Below are 15,153 nucleotides of genomic sequence, written 5' to 3'. Positions count from 1 at the left end.
CCGGGGGTTGGCGCCATCCGAGGAAGGTGAATCAAGGTTTGTGGATCAGCTCGTCGCAGGCGTCTGGCGCAGCCTGAAACCGCCACCTTCGAGCTTCTCCAACGGGCACGACGCTGCCAGCAATTGCCGGGTATAGGCATGCTGAGGGCGATCGAAGATCTCGTCGCGCGGCCCGATTTCCACCACATCGCCCTGGCACATCACCGCGACCCGGTGAGCGATGCGCTCCACCGCTGCCAGGTCGTGGGAGATGAACAGGCAGGCGAATCCGTACTGCTTCTGCAGGCGCTCGAACAGCTCGAGGATCTGCTTCTGCACGGTCATGTCCAACGCCGAGATCGGCTCGTCGGCCACCACCAGGCTGGGCCTGCGCACCAGCGCCCGGCCGATTGCCACACGCTGGCGCTGGCCGCCGGACAGCTCGTGCGGCAAGCGGTCGATCAGGCGCTCCGGCAGGTTGATGTCGTTCAGCGTCGCCAACACCCGTGCGCGACGCTGGGCCGGGCTCATGTCCGGCACGTGGCGCAGCGGCTCGGCGAGAATCTGGCCAATGCTCATGCGCGGGTTAAGCGAGGAGAACGGGTCCTGGAAGATCATCTGGCATTGCAGGCGATGGCTGCGATTGGCCGCTTGGGCAATGTCGTGGCCCTGGAAACGGATCTCGCCAGCGCTGGGCTTGACCAGCCCGACGATGGCCCGACCCAGGGTAGTCTTGCCCGAGCCACTGCCGCCCACCAGCGCCAGCGTCTCGCCCGGCGCGATGTGCAGGTTGGCGCCATGCACCACGCGCCGCGCCTCGCTCTTGCGCCACATCCGGCGCGGGCCGGGATAGGCGATCTGCACGCCATCGATCTGCAACAGCGGCGCGTTGGCCTGCGGCAGTGGCGGCAACTCGCCACGGCTGGGCAGTGCTTCGAGCAACTGACGGGTGTACTCGGCACGGGGGTTGAGCAGTACCTGGTCGATCGGGCCCTGCTCGACCTCCTTGCCATTGCGCATCACCACCACCTTGTGTGCATAGCGTGCGACCAGCGACAGGTCGTGGCTGATGAACAGCACCGCGGTGCCCTGCTTGGCGGTCAGCTCGAGCATCAGCTTGAGCACATCGAGCTGGGCCAGGCAGTCGAGCGCGGTGGTCGGCTCGTCGGCAATCAGCAGCGCCGGGCGCAGCAGCATGACCGAGGCGAGCATGATGCGCTGGCGCATGCCGCCAGAAAACTCGTGCGGGTAGGCCTGCAGGCAGCGCTCGGCGTCGCGGATGCCGATGTCGCCGAGCATCTGCAGGCATTTCTGGCGAATGGTCTGCTCGTCGAACTCGGTGTGCAGGCGCATGCCTTCGGCCATCTGCTCGCCGATGCGCAGTGCCGGGTTGAGCGACACCATGGGTTCCTGGAACACCATGCCGATCTTCGCCCCGCGAATCTCGCGCAGGGCTTGCGGGCTCAGGCTGCCCAGGTCCTGGCCCTGGAAGCGGACGCTGCCACCGCATACCCGCATCGGCGGCGGCAACAGGCCGATGGCGGCACGCGCGGCCATGGTCTTGCCGCTGCCTGACTCGCCCACCAGCGCCACGATCTGGCCTGGGGCGATGTCGAACGCCAGGTCATCGACCACCACCGGGCCATCGACACCAGCGCGGATCTTCAGGCCCTCGACGGCCAGCAAGGGTTGGGTCTGGCTCATTGCAGCGTCCTCATGCGCGGATCGAGGCGGTCGCGCAGGGCGTCGCCGGCAAGGTTGAAGGCCAACAGCGAAAGGGCGATGCACATGCCGGGGAACAGCCCCAGCCAGCCTGCCGAGGCAATGAACGGACGGCTGGCGGCAAGCATGTTGCCCCAGGTCGCAGCGGGGGGCGGCACGCCCAGGCCGAGGAAGCTCAGCGAGCTCTCGGCGAGGATGGTCCAGCCGAACATGCTGGTGGCGATCACGCACACCGGCGCCACGCAGTTGGGCGCGACATGGCGCAGCATGGTGTACAGCTCGGAGTTGCCGATCACCCGCGAGGCCTCGACGAACTCGCGCTCGCGCAACGACAGCACGCTGCTGCGCACCACCCGCACCACCGACGGCGTGTAGGCGATGCTCAGGGCCAGGATGATGCCGTACTGGCTCGGGCCGATGATCGCCATCAGCGCCAGCGCCATGAGAATCCCGGGGAAGGCCAGCAGGGTGTCGTTGATCATCATCAGCACCCGGTCGACGTTGCCGCGCAGGTAGCCGGCGAGCAGACCGAGAATGGTGCCGCAGGTCACCGCGACGATCACCGTCAGCAGGCTCACCCACAGGCTGGTGTGTGCGCCGACCATCAGACGGCTGAGCACATCGCGGCCGTATTCGTCGGTGCCCAGCCAGTGCGCGGCCGAAGGTGGCTGCAGGCGCGTCAACAGGTCCAGGCGCACCGGATCATGGGGCGTCCAGACCAGGCCGAGCAAGGCCACCAGGGTCAGGATCGCCAGCAGGGTCAGGCCAACTAGGGCGTTCAGTTGCAGTGGCCGACGGCGACGGGCGCGCGGTGCCGGCGTGGATGACATGTCCGCAGGGGACAGGGTCGGAGTCTGAGGCTTGCTCATAGCTTCACCCTTGGGTCGAACAGTGGGTACAGCAGGTCCACCAGCAGGTTGACCAGTACGAAGATGAAGGTGACCAGCAACAGGCAGCCCTGCAGCACGGGATAGTCGCGACCGAAGATCGCATCGACCATCAGGCGCCCGATGCCAGGCAAGGTGAACACCGTTTCCAGCACCGCGATACCGCCCAGCAGGTTGCCCAGGATCAGCCCGATCAGGGTCATGGTCGGGGCGAAGGCGTTGCGCAGGGCGTGCTTCCACAGCACTGCGCTTTCCGACAGGCCCTTGGCCCGGGCATGGGTGATGTACTCCAGGCGCAGCACCTCGATGGCGTTGGCCCGGGCCATGCGGGTGATCGCACCGATCTCCACCAGCGTCAGGGTCGCCACCGGCAGGATCATGTAGCGCATCGACTGCCAGGCGTCCTGGTCGAAGCTCACATAGCCCACGATCGGCAACCAGCCCAGCTTGATGCCGAAACCATAGAGCAGCAGCAGGCCCAGCCAGAACGACGGGATCGACAGCAGCAAGGTGGCCACCGCCACCACCGACAGGTCGAGCGAACCGTTCTGTTTCCAGGCCGCCAGCATGCCGGCGGGCACCGCGATCAGGCTGGCGAGCAGCACGGCGATCAGCACGATGCTGGAGCTGACGCCGAAGCGCTCGAGCATCATCGGCAGTACCGCTTCGCGGGTGGTGATGGAATGGCCCAGGTCGCCACTGAGCACGGCCTTGAACCAGATCACGAATTGCACCGCCATCGGCTGGTCGAGCCCCAGGGCCTGGCGAGTGCTCGCCAGGCTCTGTTCGTCGGCCATGTCACCGAGCATCAGCAGGGCCGGGTCGCCCGGAATCAGCCGAATGATGGTGAACACCGCCACCGCGATCAGCAGCAGGGTCGGGATCGCCATGCCCAGCCGCTGAAGGATGTACCGAAACATGTCAGCTCTTCCCCTGGTTATCGAGGCTGATCATCCACAGGCGCGGCTTGGACACCGGCCATGGGCGCTGGCCCTGCACGTACTCGCGGGTCACGGTGATGGCATTGCCGTTGTACAGCGGGATCAGCGGCAGGTCGCGCAGCATGTCCTTGTGCAGCTCGTCGAACAGCGCCTGGCGCTTGGCCGGCTCGCCTTCGCGGCGGGCTTCGGCGATCAGTTCGCGGGCCTTGGCGTCATCCCAGACCTTGCGCGGCTCCTTGCTCTTGTCGCCGGCGGCAGCGTCGTAGTTCAGCGCCGGGTCCAGGCGCTCGGAATAGGTGGAAACCATCACTTGGTAGTTACCGCTCTGGTAGCGCTCGAGCTGGGTGCCCCATTCCATGGTCTGCAACTGGATGTTCAGGCCGACCTGGCTGGCCATGGCCTGCACATAGACGGCGATGTCGAACATGTTCGGGTAGCGCTTGTTGGTGATCAGCTGGATCGGCTGGCCTTTGTAGCCGGCCTCCTTGAGCAGCCGCTTGCTTTCTTCGGGCGAGTAGCCCCAGCCCTTGTCCTGCGCCGCGGTGTGGTAACGGCTGCCCAAGGCGACCATCGAAGGGTTGGGCTTGGAGCGGCCTTCGGTCAGCGCGGTGACGATGGTGCTGGTGTCCAGCGCGTGGGCCAATGCCTGGCGCATGCGCACGTCGGAAAACAGCGGGTCCTTGGTCTGGAACAGCACGGCGCTGGTCGACATGGTGGTGCTCGCCGAGATACGCACGCCAGGCAGCGCCTCGAGCTCCTTGGCTTCCAGGGCACTGACGTCGTTGAGCATGTCGACGTTGCGCGACAGCAGCGCAGCCTTGGCGGCGGCCGGATCCGGGATGATGGTCATGTGCACGCGGTCGAGGGTGGTCGACTTGTTGCCGGTATAGCCATCGGCAGCCTCGTCACGCGCCTTGTATTCGGCGAAACGGTCCAGGTCGACGTATTGCCCCGGCTTCCAGGTCGCCAGCTTGAACGGGCCGGTGCCGATCGGCGTGGTCCACTCACCATTGACCACCGAGTCGGGGTGCATGATGCCGCTGCCACCGCACTCGGGCAGCGCCATGCTGGCCAGGAACAGGGCGTTGGGCTGGTCGAGGGTGAAGACTACGGTCTGCGCGTCAGGGGCCTTGATATCGACGATCTTCGCGCCGCTGTGACCGTCGAACGACGCGGTACAGCGCCACTGGGTGGCCGGGTCCATGTAGCGCTGCCAGGTCCACAGCACTTCCTTTGAGGTCAGCGGCTTGCCGTTGTGGAAGGTGACGCCGTCGCGCAGCTTGAAGGTGTAGGTCAGGCCGTCGTCGGAAGTGACGACTTCCTTGGCCAGCAGCGGACCGACGCTTGCGTCTTCGCGGAAGGCGACCAGGCCTTCGAACAGGTGCAGCACCACCGCATCGGAGTTGGTGTCGCGGTTCACGCCTGGCTGGGTGCTGCGGATGTCGGCGTTGAGGGCGACATTCAGGGTGTTTTGTGTCTGAGCGTTGGCGCAGATGGAGGCCATCAGGCCAGTCATCAGAATCAGAGTCTTGTTCAAGTTATTCCCCTCGGGCTCGAGATCCAATGCAGTCGGCGGCAGAGTCGTGAAAGGTTGCGCCCCGATCCGGGAACTCGTTGTTGTTGTTATGACCGTGGCTCTGGGGTGACGTACGCCCGAGGCCCGGTAGCGATGCCTGGCGCATCCTGTCTCAGGTGGCGTCGCTGCGTAAGCACATAAATTCCGATCATGAGTGGCATAGCCAATCACGCTGATCGCAGACTTGCCGTGCACCCCTGCCAAAATCGTTCGGCAAAAGCCATGCTGCGCTGGTCATAACAGGCTCTTCGCCCGGAAACACCTGATCCAATAAAGCTATCGGGATCAGCAAAAGCGCACTGACGGCAAATTCGATCGCTCTCTAACATGGCCGCATCAAGCACGGCCCCCACGCACCCTGCGGAGTTCGAACAATAATGACCCTGACCCACCTGCGCGCCTTCTGCTCCGTGGTCGACATGGGCAGCTTCCGGGCTGCGGCCCGCGCACTGAACATCGCGCAAAGCACCCTCACCCAGTCGGTCCAGGCGCTGGAGCGCGAGCTCGGCGGCCCGTTGCTGCACCGCACCAACCAGGGCATCCGCCTCAGCGACTCCGGCCAGCGCTTCATCGCCCACGCCCGCGCCATCCTGATGGACTGCGACCGCGCCGTGGCTGACGTCCGTGCCCTGGTCGAACCCCAGGGCCATGTAGCCCTGGGCGTCACCTCCGAACCGTTGGCCGAACTGCTGGTGCCGGTGTTCGAAAGCTTTACCTCGCAGCACCCGCAGACCCGCCTCGAGGTGACCAGCGGTTCGACCAAGATCCTCATCGAGAAACTGCGCGAAGGCCGCCTGGACTTCGCCCTGTGCGCCCTGCCCGCCCATGTCGATGAAATCGACCTGTCCATCCAGCGCCTGCACGCGTCCCGCGCCGGGGTGATCGCACGCAAGGATCACCCGCTGCGTGATGCCCGCTCGGTACGCGACCTGACCCAGTGCAAATGGATCAGCGTGCGCCGCGACGGCCTGGTCGGCGGCACCGAGGGCCGCCTGATCGAGCTGTTCCGCGCCCACGGGTTGGGCATGCCGAAGATCGGCATCACCACCGAATCGCTGCTCGAGACCCTGCACATCGTCGCCGAGACCGACTACCTGACCATCGAGCCGGCGATCATTCCGTCGCTGAAACTGTTCTCCGCCTCGCTGGTGAAGATCCCCATCGAGGAGCGCCTGAGCCACCGCGACGTGGCCCTGATCACCCGCAAGAACGCGACGCTGACCAGCGTGGCCCAGGTCTTCATCGGCATGCTGGTGTCCTACAGCCGATTGGTCCACCCGCGCACCGCCGACTGAACAACGCCCCGCATCATGAGGAATACCCATGCCCCAGCCAATCACCGCCGATCAGCCTGCCGCCCATGACCTGCCCCGTGGGCTGCCCTCCAGCGTCGGCATCGACGGCTTCGAGGTCGCCGCCTTTCTCGAGGCGGTGCAACAGGCCGGGCTCGAACTGCACGGGGTGATGCTCGAGCGCGACGGCGTGCTGGTGGTGGACGCCTGGCGCTGGCCGTACGATTCGCTGACGCCACGGGTGACCCACTCGATCACCAAGAGCTTCACCGCCTGCGCCATCGGCCTGGCCATCGACGAAGGGCTGCTGCGCCTGGACGACCCTCTGGCGAAGTTCTTCCCGCAAGCGGCGGCAGGCGCCACCGACCCACGCGCAGCGCAGATCACCGTCGAGCACCTGCTGACCATGCGCACCGGCCACGGCGGCAACACCTCCGGCTCGATCTGGCGCGGCATCGACGGCAGTTGGGTCGAGGAGTTCTTCCGCATACCGCTGACCAGCGCGCCGGGCACCGACTTCGTCTACACCAGCGCCGCCAGCTACATGCTCTCGGCGGTGCTGACCCAGGTTGCTGGCGTCACCCTGCACGACTACCTCAAGCCGCGCCTGCTCGAGCCGCTGGGCTTCGAGGCGCAGCACTGGGACATCAGCCCGGAAGGCATCAGCCCCGGCGGCAACGGCCTGACGGCGCGGCCTGTGGATGTCCTCAAGCTGGCCATGCTGCACCGCGACGGCGGGCGCTGGAACGGCGAGCAGGTTCTGCCGCAGGCGTGGGTGGAGGCGGCAACGCGCGCCCAGGGTGGCGAGGGCAGTCGCTATGGCTATCACTGGTGGACCGACCGCCCGGCGAACGGCTACAGCGCCGTGGGCGTGTTCGCCCAGATGGCCGCCGTGATCCCCGGCGAGCGCGCCACGCTGGCGGTATTCGGCGCGATGGAGAAGTCGGCGCAGGTGACACCCTTCATCGATCGTCATCTGAGCGCGGCGCTGCGCGGTGAACAGGCTGGGGCCGCAGGTGACGAACGGCTACGCGAGGTGCTCCAGCGTTTCGCCGAAGAGCAACCACTGCGCTCGCTCGCACGTCCGACCCAGCCGCTACCTGCACGAATGAGTTTTGCCCTCGAGGCCAATCCGTATGGCATCGAAACGCTGAATCTGTTGCAGGCCGGCGAGCGGTTGGTGATGGAATGGGTAGAGGCGACGGGCAGCGAGCGCATCGAAGCCGGGATCGATCATTGGGTCACGGGCACCAGCTCGTTGCCGGGGGCACAACTGCACCATGGCTATGCACTGCGTGATGCACCGGTGATGGCGACGGCGCGCTGGGTGGCGGCAGATCGACTGGAGCTGGAATGGGTGTACCCGCGCTCGGCATTCCGCGATCGGGTGTACCTGAGCTTTGCAGGCGAACGGGTTTGCCTGGAGCGCAGCGTGAACATCAACAGCGGCATCCGTGCCTGGGAGCCGCTGCATGGAATGAGCACTCACAACCCGACCCGACACGTGTAGCAGCAACTGTCTTGCTCAAAATCTAAAGACCAGCCCAATCCCTGTGGGAGCGGTGGTTCGGCGCTCCGACTTGTCCCGCGAACACGGGCGGAGCCCGTGCCAGGCAGCGCGGTGTCCTTTTCGCGGGCAAGCCCGCTCCCACAGATGCTGCGCCAGCCTCGAAATCACAGGCTCAACCGTACTGCGCCTGAAACCGCCCGACCGTCTCCAGCAGAAAGCGATCCAGCACCCCAGTGTCGCTGCGCTCGCCACGCGCCACCTCGACCGTATCGGCCCGCGCCAGCTCGGCCTCGATGAACCGGTGCAGCACGTCATCCCGCGGCCCGTGCTGCGTCTCGCCCGCCCGGCGCTTGCGCTCGAGCAACTGATCGATCGCCTGGCGCACATCTGCCTCATCGACGGTTCGCTCGAGCAGTGCCGCGAACGCAGTCGGAGGCATACCCAGGCCCTGGTCGATCCAGCGCACCGCCAGCAACGGGCGGATCACGTAGAGGTACTTCTTCAGCCGCACCGTGTCACCCGACAGATAGCCGCGCAGGTTCTTGCGGGCCATCGACAGGTAGTGGTGGCGCACAGCGCGTGGCGAATAGAACGCACGAGCCAGCGCGCCCAGTTGCTCACGGGCCTGCTCGTCGGCCCGGTACACCAACGGCGAGCCCAGCCACTCGAGCAGGCTCGGATTGGCACCTCGCAGCAAACGCAATGCCTTGCGCAGCTCCCAGCCGCTGACGTCCAGCTCATCGCTCAGGGGCCGCTCGATCACATCGCGTGGCTCCTCCACGCGCAGGTACCACTCGGCACGCTGCACATAGACGAAACGCACGTCGTAGTCGCTGTCCGGCGAGGCGAAGCCCCAGGCGCGGCTGCCGGACTCGCAGGCGTACAGCACAGTCACGTCATGCTCGTGCTCGATGCGCTGCAGTTCTTCGAGCACCCGCACGCGCATGGCGTCGGACAGTGGATGTGGGTCGTCCTGGTACATACTTTCACTCCTTGTCAGGGCGCCCCTGGCGCCTGCTTCAACCTTTCACACACACCACCTGACGCAGGGTGTGCACAACCTCGACCAGCTCGCGCTGGGCCTGCATGACCGCATCGATATCCTTGTAGGCCATCGGAATCTCGTCGACTACACTTTTGTCCTTGCGGCACTCCACATGGGCCGTGGCACGCTGCTGGTCCTCGACGGTGAACAGGTTCTTGGCTTTGGTCCGGCTCATCACCCGCCCTGCACCGTGGCTGCACGAGCAAAAAGCCTCTTCATTGCCCAACCCACGGACGATGAAGCTCTTCGCGCCCATGGAGCCGGGAATGATGCCCAGCTCACCCTTCTGCGCCGATACCGCGCCCTTGCGGGTCACCAGCACTTCGCGCCCGAAGTGTTGCTCACGCTGCACATAGTTGTGATGGCAGTTGACCGCCTCCAGGCTGGCCTCGAAAGGCCTGCCCAGCACCTTGCGGGTCGCTGCCACCACCGCCTGCATCATCAGTTCGCGATTTTGCCGGGCAAAGTCCTGCGCCCACTCCACCGCCTCGACATAGTCGGCAAAATGCCGGCTACCTTCCTCGAAATAGGCCAGGTCCTTGTCCGGCAGGTTGGCCAGGTGCTGACGCATGTCGGCCTGGGCCAGCCCGATGAACAGGTTGCCAATGGCATTGCCCACCCCACGCGAACCGCTGTGCAGCATGAACCAGACGCGATCGGCCTCGTCCAGGCAGACTTCGATGAAGTGGTTACCGCCGCCCAGGGTGCCGAGGTGGCTGCGGTTGTTGGTCTTCTCCAACTGCGGATGCTTGTCGGTGATCACCTTGAAGCGTCCGGCCAGGCGGCCCCAGGTCTGGTCGGCCTGGCTCGGCACTTCGCCCCAGGCGCCCTGGTCACGACGACCGAACGTCTTGCCATGCGGCACGGCCTTCTCGATGGCACTGCGCAGGCCATGCAGGTTGTCCGGCAGGTCGCGCGCGTGCAGCGAGGTGCGTGCGGCGATCATGCCGCAACCGATGTCGACACCAACCGCTGCCGGGATGATCGCACCCACGGTGGGGATCACACTGCCGATGGTCGAACCCTTGCCCAGGTGCACGTCCGGCATCACCGCAAGGTGCTTGAAGATGAACGGCATGCGTGCGGTGTTCATCAGTTGCCGACGCGCGTCGTCCTCGACCGGCACGCCATCGGTCCACAGTTTGATCGGCTTGCCGCCGGCCACTTCCAACAGGTTCATGTCCTTGTTCCTTGTGTTCGATCAGCCTGCCTTGAGGCTGACCAAGCCATTCAATACCTGATCCAGACCACCGAATACCGAGATCCGGTCGATGCGTTCGGCCACCCGCTCCAGGGTTTCCAGCTCCTTCAGGCGCAGGGCCGTCGGGCTACCTTCCATCACCTTGGCGGTGTTGAGCAGCGAGCGCGTCGCCTGGGTTTCCTCACGGCGACGAATCACGTTGGCCTGCGCCGCCTTTTCCGCCTCCACTACTTGCGCCAGCAGGGTCTTCATCTCGCCCGGCAGGATGATGTCGCGCACCCCGAGGCTGCTGATTTCCAGACCGCTGCCCGGCAGTTGCGTCTGCAGGTGGCGGCTGATGCTGTCGTCGATGAACTGCTTGTCTTCCAGCAACTCATCCAGGGTCCGAGTCCCTACTGCGGCGCGCAGACCGAATTGCAGTTCACGGTACAGGTGCTCCACCGGTTTGCTGAAGCGTGCATGGGCCATCAGCACGTCGGCGTAGCGCCAGTTGGCGACCAGGTTCAGACGCAGGTTCACCTTGTCGCGGGTAAGGATTTCCTGGCCGCCGACCTCCAGCGCCTGCACACGGGTGTCGACGGTTTCCACCGTTACCTGGCTGCCGCAGCGCCAGAAGCCATACTGCCCGGCTTCGAGCAAGTCGAACACGGCGCCGTCGATCTTCAGCACGCCGACATGGAACGCCGGCACGCTGACCAGCAACACATGTTCAAGGCCGGCCATGCCCGGACGGTTCAAGCGTGCGAGCAATGCAGGCGCCACGCGCCGTCCGCCACTCAGGTCGACTCGCTCCAGGGTCTGCCGGGCCTGGCCCTTCCAGTACAGGCGACGGCTGTCCGGTGCCAGCAGCTCGACCAGCCGACCGTCCTCGAAACGCAGGCCCAGCTCATGTTCGCCCAGGTCCATGCGCTCGAAATACTGCTCGATCAACTGCGGCTGGTGCTGGCGCAGGTAGCCTGCCAGCGGATGGTCGAACAGCGGGGAATTGAGGCTGAAGGTCTGCACCGTCAGCCGGTCGCGCCAGTCGACACGCGAATACTGCCCAGGCTCGAGGATGGCCTCGAAGTCGCCTTCATCGAGCAGCAGGCCACGTTCGTTCTTCTTCACGACAAAGCGTTTGAACAATTTCATCTTTCTATCCTTTTCATCCATATCCAGGGTTGCCGGTGGTGCCGGCACACCGGGCACTGCGGGCGAGACCTGGCGGAGTCAGGCACCGTGAGCAAGGCTCAGGCGGCGTCCTTCGTTGCGCCAGGTCCGGCCGGCAGGCCGGGTGGGCCGGCGGTGGTGCAGGCGTCCGTGGCCGTCGAGGGGCCATCCTGGCCCTGCTTGCCTGACCTGCACCGCACCAGCGGGTGTTACGTTCACAGCTACCTTAGGAGGGTAGTGCCGGGGCTTCCCGGCGAGCGTCTGTGCAGCCGTTTCACGGGTACTGCACAGGGCGACCGGTCGTTGCAGCGGCGGCATGCACGACACCGACACCTGAGTGGGTACGTGCACCAGCGGGGTCTCAACCCCTTGCCCTTGGGCCTGCCTGGCGATTCGGTCGAGAGGGATATAGCGAGCGGCGTGCCAGCTTTTAGAAACTGCTCAAGTTATTTTTTAAATAACTGATTTTTAACGATTTATTTTTTAGATCTGGTTTTTTGGCAATTTTAGTGGCAGCAGGAAACCCGATCATTCATATATGCTTGGATAAGACTTTATCTTTTGGGATAACTCCATGAGCAAAGCCCGTGTTGCTATCGGTTTTCTCGGCACCACCCTCGACCGCAATGGCAAGGGCGCCGCACGCTGGAACCGCTGGCGCCCCACGATCGGCCTGTGCCGCCAGCCAGACCTGCCGCTCGATCGCCTGGAGCTGATTCACGGCCCCGGCGTACGTGACGTCAGCCTGGCCGAACGCATCCGTGCCGACGTCCAGCAGGTGTCACCCCACACCGAGGTGCGACTGCACCCGCTCAGCCTGCGTAACCCATGGGATTTCGAAGAGGTCTATGGCGCCCTGCACGACTTCTCCAGCGGCTACCCCTTCGACACCGAGCGCGAGGACTATCTCGTGCACATCACCACCGGCACCCATGTCGCGCAGATCTGCTGGTTCCTGCTCACCGAAGCGCGCTACCTGCCCGCACGCCTGGTGCAGACCTCGCCCTCACGCAAGCACGACGAAGCCAGCGACCCGGCCGGTATTGCCACGCTGATCGACCTTGACCTGTCGCGCTACGACCTGATCGCTTCGCGCTTTCGCCACGAGCAGGTCGAGGCGCAGTCGCTGCTCAAGTCCGGTATTGCCACGCGCAACGCGGCATTCAACCGCACCATCGAACAGATCGAACGCGTCGCCCTGCGCTCGAAGGCACCGATCCTGCTGGTCGGGCCTACCGGCGCCGGCAAGTCGTTCCTGGCCCGGCGCATTCACGAGCTCAAGCGTGGCCGGCACCAGTTGCAGGGGCGGTTCATCGAGGTCAACTGCGCGACCTTGCGCGGCGATGGCGCGATGTCGACCCTGTTCGGCCATGCCAAGGGCGCCTTTACCGGTGCGCAGAACGCCCGCGATGGCCTGCTGCGCGCTGCCGACGGCGGCATGCTGTTTCTCGACGAGATCGGCGAGCTTGGCGCCGACGAGCAGGCCATGCTGCTCAAGGCCATCGAAGAGAAGCGCTTCTTCCCGCTGGGCTCGGACCGCGAAGTGCAGAGCGACTTCCAACTGATCGCCGGTACCCATCGCGACCTGCGCGCGAAGGTCGCCGAAGGCTCGTTTCGCGAAGACCTGTTCGCCCGTATCAACCTGTGGACCTTCGCCCTGCCGGGGCTTGCGCAGCGGCGCGAAGACATCGAGCCGAACCTGGACTTCGAGTTGCAGCGCCATGCCCGCGAACAAGGCCGACAGGTGCGTTTCAATCTGGAGGCCAAGCGCAGCTACCTGGCCTTCGCCCACGCCAGCGAAGCCCGCTGGGCTGGAAACTTCCGCGAGCTGTCGGCCTCGATCACACGCATGGCGACACTGGCCGACAGCGGGCGAATAGACGAAGCCCTGGTGGCAGAGGAGATCGAGCGTTTGCGTCATGCCTGGGGGCTGGAGGGCGAGAGCGAGCCGGTACTGGCCGGGCGCGAACTGGACCTGTTCGACCAGGTGCAGTTGCAGGCGGTGATCGACGTTTGTCGCCGCGCAGCAAGCCTGTCCGAGGCCGGGCGCCAATTGTTCGCGGTGTCGCGCCAGGAGAAGGCCAACCCCAACGACGCCGATCGCCTGAGAAAGTACCTGGCGCGATTCGGGCTGGATTGGCAGCAGGTGAAGGGTCAGGGGTGATAGCTAGGCCGTAGGACGTTTCCCAATCTGAAACCAAATGCTTCGGGCCAAGCAGGCTTGGGAAGTATCCTACGCGCCTTGCCGAAGCTTCTCTGTTGTCGGGAAATCACCTCAGGAATAACGTCCCTGGGTCGCGATGTTTGCGGCCGGGTGTGAGAACCCGTTGATGAGTAAAAGAGCATGTCTTTATGGCAGCCGCGCGCGGGCAGACTTCGGTCTGGCCGAGTTTTCTTTGCTCCCTCGGTTTTCTCACCCCGCGCGCGGCCGCCACCCAAAATCCTTGAGAAAGATGTGGCGGCTCCCTTGCACCAAGGAGTAAAGCCATGAAAAAGATCGTCCCCGACCCACCTCTCCTGACTGCCGGCCTGGAAACTTTCAATGAATCCGGCAACCCGCCTGTGGACATGTTCCGCATCCTGCCCGGCATCCCCGCCGAACACGCCTACGACGAAGTGATGACCCTGCTTGCCTGCATCCGCCACCTGCTGCACGAAGGGCTGATGGAGCAGGACGCCCGGCTGCTGACCGCCGCCGACTACCTGAGCGCCTTTGCCAAAGCGCTGATGACGGATGTCGAGCGCGGCAGGCTGCACTGATCTGAGGGCAACTGTCTGACCCAAAATTTAAAGTTCAGCCCAATCCCTGTGGGTGCGGCGGTTCGGCGTCCCGACTAGTCCCGCGATCGGGCGCGCAGCGGCCGTAAAACCAGGCCGCGAGGTGTTTCAGGAAAAGATAGTCGCCTGGATTGCGGCCGCTGCGCGCCCGATCGCGGGACAAGCCCGCTCCTACAGGGATCGAGGGGGAAGCGGGCATCGACTTAAGCAGGGCTTGCCAGCAAACGGTCGGTTTGCGGTATGCTCCCCCGGTCTTCAGGGCGGGGTGAAAGTCCCCACCGGCGGTAAATCGAAAGATGAGCCCGCGAGCGCCCCGGCCATGCCGGGGGTCAGCAGATCTGGTGAGACTCCAGAGCCGACGGTCATAGTCCGGATGAAAGAAGGCGCAAGCGCGGGGCCATCGGGCGCCCTTGCGCGCGCATTTTGTTCGCCCCGAGACGTTCATCGATCATTCACGAGGAGCGTTTCATGTCCACCTTGCACCACTCGAAATTCCCCAACGTCACCGCCGCCATCGCCGCCTTCCAGACCGGGCGCCCCGTGCTGCTGCTCGACGACGACGATCGCGAGGACGAAGCCGATATCGTTGCCGCTGCCGAAAACCTGTCGCTGCAGACCATGGCCATGATGATTCGCGATTGCAGCGGCATCGTCTGCCTGTGCCTGGATGAAGCCACGGTCGATGCCCTGCAGCTCGCACCCATGGTGCAGAACAACCAGGCCCGCCACGGCACCGGCTTCACCGTCACCATCGAGGCGGCCGAGGGCGTGAGCACCGGCGTGTCGGCCCAGGACCGGATCACCACCATCGAGGCCGCACTGCGCTCGACCGCCGAGCAACGCCACATCGTCAGCCCTGGCCATGTGTTCCCATTGCGTGCGCGTGATGGCGGCGTGCTGACCCGTCGCGGCCATACCGAAGGCTCGGTGGACCTGGCGCGGGGGGGGGGGGGGGGGGGGCCCCCCGCGAAGGCATGGACACCGATCACAGGCTCGGCAGCACTCCAGCCGGCAACAAGCCGGTCAGGCGCCCGTCGGCCAGCAGCTCTACAGCCACCTCGATATCCGGCGCG

12 protein-coding genes and 1 riboswitch are annotated in these 15,153 nt (G+C 65.1%); of the genes, 5 read left to right on the top strand and 7 right to left on the bottom strand.

The annotated features are described in order from the left end of the window. Positions 1-45: 45 nt before the first annotated feature. Genes ACNFHO_RS25160 through ACNFHO_RS25145 form a run of 4 tightly spaced genes read right to left on the bottom strand, consistent with a single transcriptional unit; the run spans position 46 to position 5,066 of the window. On the bottom strand, positions 46-1,683 hold the full coding sequence (locus tag ACNFHO_RS25160; protein WP_151926359.1) for an ABC transporter ATP-binding protein: 1,638 nt from the start codon (positions 1,681-1,683) through the stop codon (positions 46-48). Beyond that, positions 1,680-2,570 (bottom strand): ABC transporter permease, encoded by an 891-nt coding sequence (locus ACNFHO_RS25155; RefSeq protein ID WP_081255193.1) that lies wholly within the window; start codon positions 2,568-2,570, stop codon positions 1,680-1,682. Before ACNFHO_RS25155 ends, ACNFHO_RS25160 begins: the two co-directional genes overlap by 4 nt. Continuing rightward, complete coding sequence (locus ACNFHO_RS25150; RefSeq protein ID WP_063542551.1) at positions 2,567-3,508, bottom strand: ABC transporter permease; 942 nt, start codon at positions 3,506-3,508, stop codon at positions 2,567-2,569. The genes ACNFHO_RS25155 and ACNFHO_RS25150 overlap by 4 nt, the downstream gene beginning before the upstream one ends. Position 3,509: 1 nt before the next feature. After that, the gene (locus ACNFHO_RS25145) at positions 3,510-5,066 is read right to left on the bottom strand and encodes an ABC transporter substrate-binding protein (RefSeq protein ID WP_054892856.1); all 1,557 of its coding nucleotides are present in this window, start codon (positions 5,064-5,066) and stop codon (positions 3,510-3,512) included. A 416-nt stretch (positions 5,067-5,482) separates the two neighbouring features. Between ACNFHO_RS25145 and ACNFHO_RS25140 the strand changes: the two genes are divergently transcribed. Both ACNFHO_RS25140 and ACNFHO_RS25135 read left to right on the top strand, forming a co-directional pair. Beyond that, on the top strand, positions 5,483-6,400 hold the full coding sequence (locus tag ACNFHO_RS25140; RefSeq protein WP_416767722.1) for a LysR family transcriptional regulator: 918 nt from the start codon (positions 5,483-5,485) through the stop codon (positions 6,398-6,400). A gap of 28 nt (positions 6,401-6,428) precedes the next feature. Beyond that, the gene (locus ACNFHO_RS25135; protein WP_416767720.1) at positions 6,429-7,907 is read left to right on the top strand and encodes a serine hydrolase domain-containing protein; all 1,479 of its coding nucleotides are present in this window, start codon (positions 6,429-6,431) and stop codon (positions 7,905-7,907) included. A 172-nt stretch (positions 7,908-8,079) separates the two neighbouring features. On the opposite strand, the gene ACNFHO_RS25130 is transcribed toward ACNFHO_RS25135, so the two are convergent. Genes ACNFHO_RS25130 through ACNFHO_RS25120 form a run of 3 tightly spaced genes read right to left on the bottom strand, consistent with a single transcriptional unit; the run spans position 8,080 to position 11,284 of the window. Next, on the bottom strand, positions 8,080-8,889 hold the full coding sequence (locus ACNFHO_RS25130; protein ID WP_416767719.1) for a nucleotidyltransferase domain-containing protein: 810 nt from the start codon (positions 8,887-8,889) through the stop codon (positions 8,080-8,082). A gap of 37 nt (positions 8,890-8,926) precedes the next feature. Further along, positions 8,927-10,132: an RtcB family protein gene (locus ACNFHO_RS25125; protein ID WP_416767718.1), complete on the bottom strand. Its 1,206-nt coding sequence runs from the start codon at positions 10,130-10,132 to the stop codon at positions 8,927-8,929. 21 nt (positions 10,133-10,153) lie between these two features. Beyond that, entirely contained in the window at positions 10,154-11,284 is a 1,131-nt protein-coding gene (locus tag ACNFHO_RS25120) for a slipin family protein (protein ID WP_416767717.1), read from the bottom strand. A gap of 592 nt (positions 11,285-11,876) precedes the next feature. On the opposite strand from ACNFHO_RS25120, the gene rtcR reads away from it, so the two are divergent. From rtcR to ACNFHO_RS25105, 3 genes are all read left to right on the top strand, one after another. Then, positions 11,877-13,466 (top strand): RNA repair transcriptional activator RtcR, encoded by a 1,590-nt coding sequence (gene rtcR / locus ACNFHO_RS25115; protein ID WP_414154702.1) that lies wholly within the window; start codon positions 11,877-11,879, stop codon positions 13,464-13,466. A 323-nt stretch (positions 13,467-13,789) separates the two neighbouring features. Continuing rightward, entirely contained in the window at positions 13,790-14,062 is a 273-nt protein-coding gene (locus tag ACNFHO_RS25110) for a DUF3077 domain-containing protein (protein ID WP_416767715.1), read from the top strand. Between the two features lie 265 nt (positions 14,063-14,327). Further along, positions 14,328-14,469, top strand: a riboswitch (FMN riboswitch). Positions 14,470-14,548: 79 nt separating this feature from the next. Then, the coding region (locus tag ACNFHO_RS25105) for a 3,4-dihydroxy-2-butanone-4-phosphate synthase (protein ID WP_416767713.1) at positions 14,549-15,153 on the top strand (605 nt) is incomplete at its 3' end.

The sequence above is a fragment of the Pseudomonas sp. NY15374 genome (assembly GCF_048068255.1).
Classification (GTDB): domain Bacteria; phylum Pseudomonadota; class Gammaproteobacteria; order Pseudomonadales; family Pseudomonadaceae; genus Aquipseudomonas; species Aquipseudomonas machongensis.
The sequence above is the reverse complement of the archived record's forward strand: the minus strand, read 5'-3'. Positions and strand labels throughout refer to the sequence as shown.

Excerpts from the sequence above, each read along its gene's own strand:
- ACNFHO_RS25120 (WP_416767717.1), bottom strand. The coding sequence starts at position 11,284 with ATGAAATTGTTCAAACGCTTTGTCGTGAAGAAGAACGAACGTGGCCTG.
- ACNFHO_RS25150 (WP_063542551.1), bottom strand. The coding sequence starts at position 3,508 with ATGTTTCGGTACATCCTTCAGCGGCTGGGCATGGCGATCCCGACCCTG.
- ACNFHO_RS25155 (WP_081255193.1), bottom strand. The coding sequence starts at position 2,570 with ATGAGCAAGCCTCAGACTCCGACCCTGTCCCCTGCGGACATGTCATCC.
- ACNFHO_RS25110 (WP_416767715.1), top strand. The coding sequence starts at position 13,790 with ATGAAAAAGATCGTCCCCGACCCACCTCTCCTGACTGCCGGCCTGGAA.
- ACNFHO_RS25125 (WP_416767718.1), bottom strand. The coding sequence starts at position 10,132 with ATGAACCTGTTGGAAGTGGCCGGCGGCAAGCCGATCAAACTGTGGACC.
- ACNFHO_RS25130 (WP_416767719.1), bottom strand. The coding sequence starts at position 8,889 with ATGTACCAGGACGACCCACATCCACTGTCCGACGCCATGCGCGTGCGG.
- ACNFHO_RS25135 (WP_416767720.1), top strand. The coding sequence starts at position 6,429 with ATGCCCCAGCCAATCACCGCCGATCAGCCTGCCGCCCATGACCTGCCC.
- ACNFHO_RS25140 (WP_416767722.1), top strand. The coding sequence starts at position 5,483 with ATGACCCTGACCCACCTGCGCGCCTTCTGCTCCGTGGTCGACATGGGC.
- rtcR (WP_414154702.1), top strand. The coding sequence starts at position 11,877 with ATGAGCAAAGCCCGTGTTGCTATCGGTTTTCTCGGCACCACCCTCGAC.
- ACNFHO_RS25160 (WP_151926359.1), bottom strand. The coding sequence starts at position 1,683 with ATGAGCCAGACCCAACCCTTGCTGGCCGTCGAGGGCCTGAAGATCCGC.